The following is a 7,727-nucleotide window of genomic DNA, read 5'->3' on the forward strand; positions in this document are numbered from 1 at the left end:
AAAAGAAACATTTGGAGTATACCTAAAATGTATATACCTTTGCAGTATAATACAAAGGAATATTATGAAAACACTTTCGCTAAAATTAGATGATTCAGTATTTACCGATACGGAACAAGTCATCAATCAAATTAAGAAATCCCGAAACAGATACATAAATGAAGCATTAGACTTTTATAATAAAGTTCAAAAAAGAAAAATCTTAGCTGACAAGTTGGCAAAAGAATCGGAACTTGTTAAGGATGAATCTATAAAAGTTCTTCATGAATTCGAAATGATTGATTATGAAAGTCAAACAATTTGAGGTCTGGATTGCTGACCTTAATCCTACGTCAGGGACAGAACCAGGCAAAGTCAGGCCAGTCATAGTTATTCAAACTGATCTTTTGAACAAACACCATTCTTCTTCAATAATTTGCCCGATAACAACTAATGTTCAGAAGGAAAGTGAAATTTTAAGGGTTCACTTGAAAAAAGGTTGCTGTGGTTTAAGTGAAGGCTGTGATATAATGATTGACCAGATTCGGGCGATTGATAATAAAAGGATGTTAAAAAGAATTGGCATTGCTCCAAATGATATAATTCTAAAAATAAAAGACAATTTGAAAATATTATTTGATATGGAATAGGATGTTTCATCGTTTCATCAGAGGGTCACCGTTTCACCGCTTCCACGCTTCCACGCTTTACCACTCACGCCTCACATCTCACGCCTCTTTGAACTTACTAACTTCAACTTTGCCCTTTTTCCTTTGAACTTTGAACTTATTTTTCCTCCCTTATTGTACATATCAAATCATTTTTTATATTTGTCATGCTAAGCCACCATCCATTAGAGTTCTTCTTACAAACCGACTCAAAATCAATGCAATAGTTGGTTTTATGAAGGAACTGATTGTTATTTTGAAATTTTTATTGGTATAAAATGAAGTATGTTTCTCAACCAAAATTTGGGTGGATAAACCAACTAGTGTAGTAATTCAAACATTAGAACCAAGAATAGTATTAACTTAAATTAAAAGAAAAATGAAAAACACAAAATTACTCTTAGGTCTATTATTAACTGAACTAGTTCTTAATAGTTGTGCTCCTGTTAAAACAACTGTAACTTTCAAGAATTACAATGAAGCGGATGTGACTGTAAATATTGAAAGTTATACTAAAAAGGGGAGTTTGAAGGTTAATGAATCTGTTTCAGTTGGGAAAGGTATTAAAGACCAAACCACAAAACAAATTACTCCTACCAATAAAATCTATGTTACAAATGGTTATAAAGGTGGAAATATAAAAATGAAATATCACCCTACAATATCGAGCACGAGCTATACTATAGAACCTATTATCATTCCAGATTCAAAAAATGATGTGTATAGAGAAGAACCCCTAACTGGTCTAGTAATGTATGACGCTACTGACGGTAAGCTAAGATTAAAACAATTGGGTACAGATTTGAAATTTGACTCAACCTCAACACTTAGTAGATTGGTCGATATAAGACCTTTATTAGGGTGCTTAATTATCGGAAAAGAAGTAGATGAAAAACTAATTATTCAAGATTATATTCAATTAGAAAAATTTGAAATTACTTTCGATAAACCTTCAATTATTCAAGAAACAGCAGTTACAGAAAAGTCTATAGTATCCGGATTGAAAATTTCCGTTCCAATTTATGGCAGCGTAGAAGCAAATATGTCTAGTTCTAATTTGTGTATGGTAAAATGTGATATTTTATGGTTCTCTTATACAAATACAGTTAGCACAGCAACTCTAATTACCTCTTTAGACGATGCAAATAGAAAGGTATTAATAGCTAAATTAAAATTACAACCTTCAGACCAGAATATTTACATTTTAAGGAGTTTTAATGTAATTGAAAGTGGAATATTCTCAACAACTAATGGAACTAATATAACTAGTGGTGGCAATGCCGCAATTGCGTCAGTATTTACTGCTAATGCTTCATATGCTTTTAAATCTGAAGATTCGAAATTTTATTCGATTCCAAATCAAGCCTACAATTTATATTATCAGCCCTGGCAAACTGTTTCTAGTTTATTACTAATCTTAGAAAATAATGAAAAACTACCTCTAGATGGAGATGAAAAGTTTAATATCATGATTCCCGAATTTGAAATGAAATAGAATTTCTGGCACTAATGCGAGCTGACGGCCCAGCCAGCAATAGCTGACGGTATGCGCCTCTCACACTATCCCGATTAAATCGGGACGGTTCATTAAGTTGTGGTGAGCAATTTTCAGATAATAGTCGAGCATCGGTTCGTAATCTCTCTTTTTCAGCTTGTTAAGCGTAATTGTCCTGACAAGAATCGGGCTTTGAGAAACGAGGAGTTCTATTCGCCTATGCATCCACACTTCCATGCAACCTCGCTTCAACTTCTCACGTCTTCCAATGCAGAGGCGCAGAATGATCTTTTAAAGTTCTTAAATTTAGAGATTAATAGTATTTTGTAAGAATTCAACTGGTCTTTTTATTAACTTTAGGCAGATTTTTTTTTCAATTAAGTATCATTAACATGAAACTAGATAAAATACTTGATAAGCTGAATTCTCTGGAAAAGAATGCTTTCCTGAAGATAGTCGACACTATTATAACATCAAATCCTTCCAATCAAAAGGAAATAGAAAAAATCCTGAGTGAAACTGACAAAGGACTAAAAAACGCTGATAACATTAATATTTCCAGAGTATTTACACTTATCGAAAAGGAGTTTGCTAATCACCTTCAAAACGAATTCGTCAATATTACAAGTCAACTGGATGTTTTGGTAGATATCTTAATAAGAGATGGAAATTCAGTTTTGACCCGCGAATGGTTCAATAAACTCTATGACAAAGAATTAAAGCTGTTAAAAGATAGTCTGAAACAATTTAAAGAGGCAATTGATGGTAAAAAATCTGATATTGATCCATCACGATTACGTGATTACAGAGTCTACTCTGCCTGCATAAAGACTGCTTATATCAATGACAGAGGAAATAACCAGGAAAACAAAATCACCAAGGATGAGCAATCAATTTTAGTCACACTTTCAAAAGAACTGGAACTGTCTCAAGAAGAAGTCAAATTAATAAACTATTCAATCCTCCCCTTTGAAAAAGTTGATATTGAAGAAATTATAAATTACTTAAGAAATCTAGGGATTCTTTTTTATTCTAAAAAAAGTCGCATAATATATATTCCTGACGAAGTCATTGGTATCCTCAGGAAACTACGAAGGAAGGAAGTAGCAGATAAATACCTTCGAAGAGTCCTTCGACTGTTGAAAGAACCACAAATAAATAATGTTTGCAGAAAGCATACTATTAATATTAAATTAGATAAAGAAGAGAAAATAAAGAAAATCATTAAGGAAGGAATCTCATTTACATCAATTCTTTTACAGGATATTTTTAAAGATAACACCTCTTTGACCGAGAAAAAGAATTTCTTTAACGATCTGGTTAATAGTGGACTAAACATCACGCCGAATCTAAAAGGTGTTACAATTGAAGAAAAGATCAATAATCTGATTACCCATTTCGAAATGATGGACAAAGATGATAAGATCGGAATTACTCTTGATGGTTATAATAAGCTACTTATTGATTTGGGTTCCTTCCAGCCAAAACTAAACGTTATCATTAAAGAAGTTTTTGAACTTGAAGAAGAAAATGCATTGATAGGAGATTTTTTACTTGAATTAGGTGTAAAGCCAAGTGATATCATCGATTTATTATCTGAGGAAGACCTGGGAAAGTTCTGTAAAGACCGGAATATTAAGACTAGAGGAAATATCCTTCAAAATATTATAGAGGCATATAAAGACACTGAAAACATCCTTCTGGATAACTACGTAAATATTGGGTATCGTAATTACAATGCTTTAAAAGAGAATGGTATAAATATCAAAGAAAGTGAAATTGGAATTAAATTTGAGGTGTTGACGAAAACAATCCTTAGTAAACTTGGATTCCATATAGATGAGAAGCTTCGTAAAAAATTAAACACTTCTAAGGATAAGGTTGATATCATTATTAATCTGGGAAATGGAGATATCATAGTTGTTGAATGTAAGACAGTAAAAGAAAGTGGATATAATAAATTCAGTTCAGTATCAAGGCAATTAAAATCTTACTTCAAACTTGCAAATAACCAGGGACTTAAAGTCGTCAAGTCATTACTTATTGCCCCGGATTTCACAGATGAGTTTGTCGCAGATTGTGAACTGGAATACGAATTGAACCTTTCATTGATTACTGCCAATTCTTTATTATGTATTCTGAAAGGTTTCCAGAAGTCGAGGCATACTGTCTTACCATACAATTTATTAATGCGTGATGTATTATTAAAAGAGGATAGAATTCTAAAAGCTATTGAAAAATAGCAAAAAGCAGTATTTAGTACTTTTCTGAGATACTGTTAACGAATCACTCCCGCTGACTTTAAATGGCACCTAGAAAATATTCTTTTCAAATAAATACTTATCAATATGAATGAGGAAATAGTTTATTCGCTTAATAAAACCGATATGCAGACGGTTGCCCTTGAAGAATTAAACAGGGAATTAACTGATAAAGAAATTGAAGAAATCAAAGATAAAATTGCTGAAAATATAAATTGGTTTGATGCAATATCTGATGCAATAAAAGAAAAATTAAAAAAATAGTAAACGAAAAATGAGACTGGGAAAAGCTGGTAATTTTCAATTCCTCTGATCAGTCCTAGCTTTGATAAGGTTTTTAAAACTTTGAACTGACAAACTTCAACTTTGAACTTTGAACTTTGAACTTTGAACTAATTGTAGCCCTCACTCTCTCACCACCTTCCTCTGGTAATACTTGCCATTCGTAGATAGCGAAACAATATAAATCCCCGGTGCCAGGCCGGAAACATTGATATTTTTCCCATTAAACGGCACCGATTTGAGCACCACATTTCCCATCATATCAATCACTTCCAAACTATCGCAATTATCCGGGAAATCAGCCGGCAACATCAGTTTATCGCCGGTTGGATTGGGGAACAGGCGGATGATATTTACTTTCACAGGCTCGAATATATCATTGGCATAAGAGGCATACAACCATTTGTAGGCCTCGCCGAAATCCTCGCTCCAGAGGCTCTCGTTATGCTGCCCGCCGGGAATGACCGTCAGGCTGATTTCATCTTCCATAAAACCAACCAGCAACAGTGAATCCTGCATATCCATCATGTCGTTAATCGTCCCCTGCCCTTCACTGCCGCCGCACATCAGGTAAATCCGCATGGCATCCTGGCGGCCCACTCCACGGGTAAATGACCAGACGCTGTCGGAATACCAGAAAGATGGTGAGAATATGCCGGCCTTGCTGAAAACATCCTGGTACTTCAACGCGCCGTAATGAGAGATCAACCCGCCCAGGGAACTGCCCATAATGCCGGTGTATTCCCGGCCTGGAAGGGTACGGTAATTCAAATCAATATATGGTTTTAGGGTTTGTACGATAAATTCCATATACAGGTCGCCATCGCCGCCACCATAAAGCGGGTGTGCCCAGGGGGTGTATTCGGCAATCCTTAAGTCTCCCCCGTTTTCAATGCCAACGACAATAGGGACATTATAGCCTTGCTGGTACAATGTATTCAGGGTTTCGTCGACCTGCCACTCACCGGCAAAAGATGTGGAATCGTCGAACAAGTTTTGCCCGTCATGCATGTAAAGAACCGGGTAATTCATCCCGGAAGTCTCATAATCGGGCGGCAGGTAAAGCCAGATCCGCCGTGTCCGGCCAAGCTGCGGCATCTCAAAGTCATCATCCATGATATAGACATTATCGGCAGCCGTACTCCCTACCCCACTGCCCTGCGCCCAGTTGTAAATGATAATATCAACAGTGTCCCCATTTCCGTACGTGAACAACCTATTATTCAATTCTTCGCCCTGGGGTCCTTTTTCGACGGTTTCCCAGCTTCCCCGGGTGAACTTGAACTGGATCACCGTACCTTCCGTCGCTGCAGCCAATGTTATAAACCATTTCTGGTCTTCATTCTTTGCAAGAACATATCCGGCATCACCGGGGTCCCAGCCATTAAAATTCCCGGCAATGTAGAGATAGTCCTCCGGCGTAGTATAAGCAGGAAGGGAATCAATTACGAAAGTCACCTGGGAATGCACCAAGCCAGGGAGTGATAGTAAAAATAACAAAAGGAGCTTTTTCATAAGTGTCATAAAGTTGTCATAAAGTGGTCATATGGTTGTCATAAAGTGGTCATTAAGTGGTGTTCCTACAGTCTTACAGTCTTACAGTCCTACCGTCTTACAGTCTTACAGTCTTACAGTCTTACAGTCTTACAGTCCTACCGTCCTACCGTCCTACCTGCGATCTTCTCCAAAAACCCCTCCGGAATCCGCACCGGACGCCGCAGATCGTAATCGAAAGCCACCAACCCGGTGCTGCCGGTAAAAACGACCGCATCATCACTGAGCCTTCTGACAGTATAGAGCATTTCAAAAGAAGAACTGCCTACATTTTCTATACCCACATCCACGGTCAATACGTCATGAAGGTAAACCTCTTTTCTGAATAAAACATGCGCATCACGCATAATAATCCCCGGCCCGCCGATATTTTTTTCGGAAAACCCGAGAGATTCAAAAAACCGTATCCGGGCATCCTGAAAAACGAGCAGTGCTTTATCATTGCCCATATGACCGCCATAATTGATATCCCCTACCCTGATTTCGAGCGTGGTCATATTTTCTTTGGTAATCCAATCTGAATGTTGTCCCATATTCTAAGAGAATTCAATATGCAATAATAATAACAATATCGCAAATTGTTAATTTATTGTTAAATATTGATATCCAATATTTTAGTCGAATATATTTATGAACTTCGCATGAGATCTCATAATTTATTTATAATTAATTTATTGTATTGAGTTCACTCTAAAAAGAAGAATAATTAAAAATGCCACTAAATCACTAAATCACCAAATTTCACCAAACAATGATTATCAAGCAAATAACTTTGGTGGGTTTTGGAGTTTTAGTGCTTTGGTGGCAAAATTTTCACTTTTCGAACCTGACATATATAGAACAGAAAATATCATTAATCAATTTAATAAATTGAATTATGCCGAATTTTCAAATCAATGATTTTATTAAGCAACCCGGGATGCCTGAGATCATTGCAAGGGCTGAAAAAATTGCAGCATCAGGAAAGGCTTATTCAGATGTACTCGATGTTGAAGGGCACCAATATGTTGACCTGGTCCAGGGTTTCATTGAGGGAAAACCAAAATGGTATTTGTGGCTCAAAGGGCTGAGCAATATCAAAAAGATTATTTCCCTGGTGAATCAGAAACTGGGAATCAACCCCGGGATTGACTTTGAGGAATGGATCCGTGAAAACATGTCGAAAAATGGCATCAAATCAACCAAAGACCTGCAGGAATATAGAAGCAAATTTTCGATCAACGTCTTCCATAATTCCAAAGTTGTTCCCAGACTTCCTACTTTTGGGGTCAGGCTTAGTTCTTATAGGAATGAATATAAAGAGATCAGGAAAAAGATCCTGGAAGGAAGCACGGAATAAGTGTTGAGGTTTAAGTTTTAAGGTTGAGCCCCCTCTAAAAAGGGACATTTATTAAAAATGAAAAAATACTGATTATCGATAAAAATATGACTTTGGAAGATTGCAAATTCAAATTTGGTTGAAAATTGATTTGTAAAGAAAAATAATCG

At 36.2% G+C, this 7,727-nt stretch carries 8 protein-coding genes; 6 read left to right on the forward strand and 2 right to left on the reverse strand.

The genetic code is table 11. The features are described 5' to 3' along the window. Positions 1 to 64 precede the first annotated feature (64 nt). From M0Q51_02840 to M0Q51_02860, 5 genes are all read left to right on the forward strand, one after another. A complete protein-coding gene (locus tag M0Q51_02840) occupies positions 65 to 304 on the forward strand; it encodes a hypothetical protein (GenBank protein MCK9398918.1) in 240 nt (79 codons plus the stop codon). Beyond that, complete coding sequence (locus tag M0Q51_02845; protein MCK9398919.1) at positions 285 to 629, forward strand: type II toxin-antitoxin system PemK/MazF family toxin; 345 nt, start codon at positions 285 to 287, stop codon at positions 627 to 629. The genes M0Q51_02840 and M0Q51_02845 overlap by 20 nt, the downstream gene beginning before the upstream one ends. A gap of 397 nt (positions 630 to 1,026) precedes the next feature. Next, the gene (locus M0Q51_02850) at positions 1,027 to 2,142 is read left to right on the forward strand and encodes a hypothetical protein (GenBank protein ID MCK9398920.1); all 1,116 of its coding nucleotides are present in this window, start codon (positions 1,027 to 1,029) and stop codon (positions 2,140 to 2,142) included. A gap of 392 nt (positions 2,143 to 2,534) precedes the next feature. Then, positions 2,535 to 4,385, forward strand: coding sequence for a hypothetical protein (locus tag M0Q51_02855; GenBank protein ID MCK9398921.1), 1,851 nt, complete (start codon positions 2,535 to 2,537; stop codon positions 4,383 to 4,385). A gap of 105 nt (positions 4,386 to 4,490) precedes the next feature. Then, the gene (locus M0Q51_02860; GenBank protein ID MCK9398922.1) at positions 4,491 to 4,667 is read left to right on the forward strand and encodes a hypothetical protein; all 177 of its coding nucleotides are present in this window, start codon (positions 4,491 to 4,493) and stop codon (positions 4,665 to 4,667) included. A gap of 141 nt (positions 4,668 to 4,808) precedes the next feature. On the opposite strand, the gene M0Q51_02865 is transcribed toward M0Q51_02860, so the two are convergent. Next, positions 4,809 to 6,200 carry an alpha/beta hydrolase-fold protein gene (locus M0Q51_02865; GenBank protein ID MCK9398923.1) on the reverse strand — a complete coding sequence of 464 codons (1,392 nt, stop codon included), beginning with the start codon at positions 6,198 to 6,200 and terminating at the stop codon, positions 4,809 to 4,811. A gap of 137 nt (positions 6,201 to 6,337) precedes the next feature. Beyond that, positions 6,338 to 6,772: an acyl-CoA thioesterase gene (locus M0Q51_02870; GenBank protein MCK9398924.1), complete on the reverse strand. Its 435-nt coding sequence runs from the start codon at positions 6,770 to 6,772 to the stop codon at positions 6,338 to 6,340. 344 nt (positions 6,773 to 7,116) lie between these two features. Here M0Q51_02870 and M0Q51_02875 point away from each other — a divergent pair, with 344 nt between their 5' ends. Beyond that, the gene (locus M0Q51_02875) at positions 7,117 to 7,578 is read left to right on the forward strand and encodes a hypothetical protein (GenBank protein MCK9398925.1); all 462 of its coding nucleotides are present in this window, start codon (positions 7,117 to 7,119) and stop codon (positions 7,576 to 7,578) included. The last annotated feature ends 149 nt before the right edge of the window (positions 7,579 to 7,727 follow it).

This window comes from Bacteroidales bacterium (assembly GCA_023229505.1).
GTDB lineage: Bacteria > Bacteroidota > Bacteroidia > Bacteroidales > JAGOPY01 > JAGOPY01.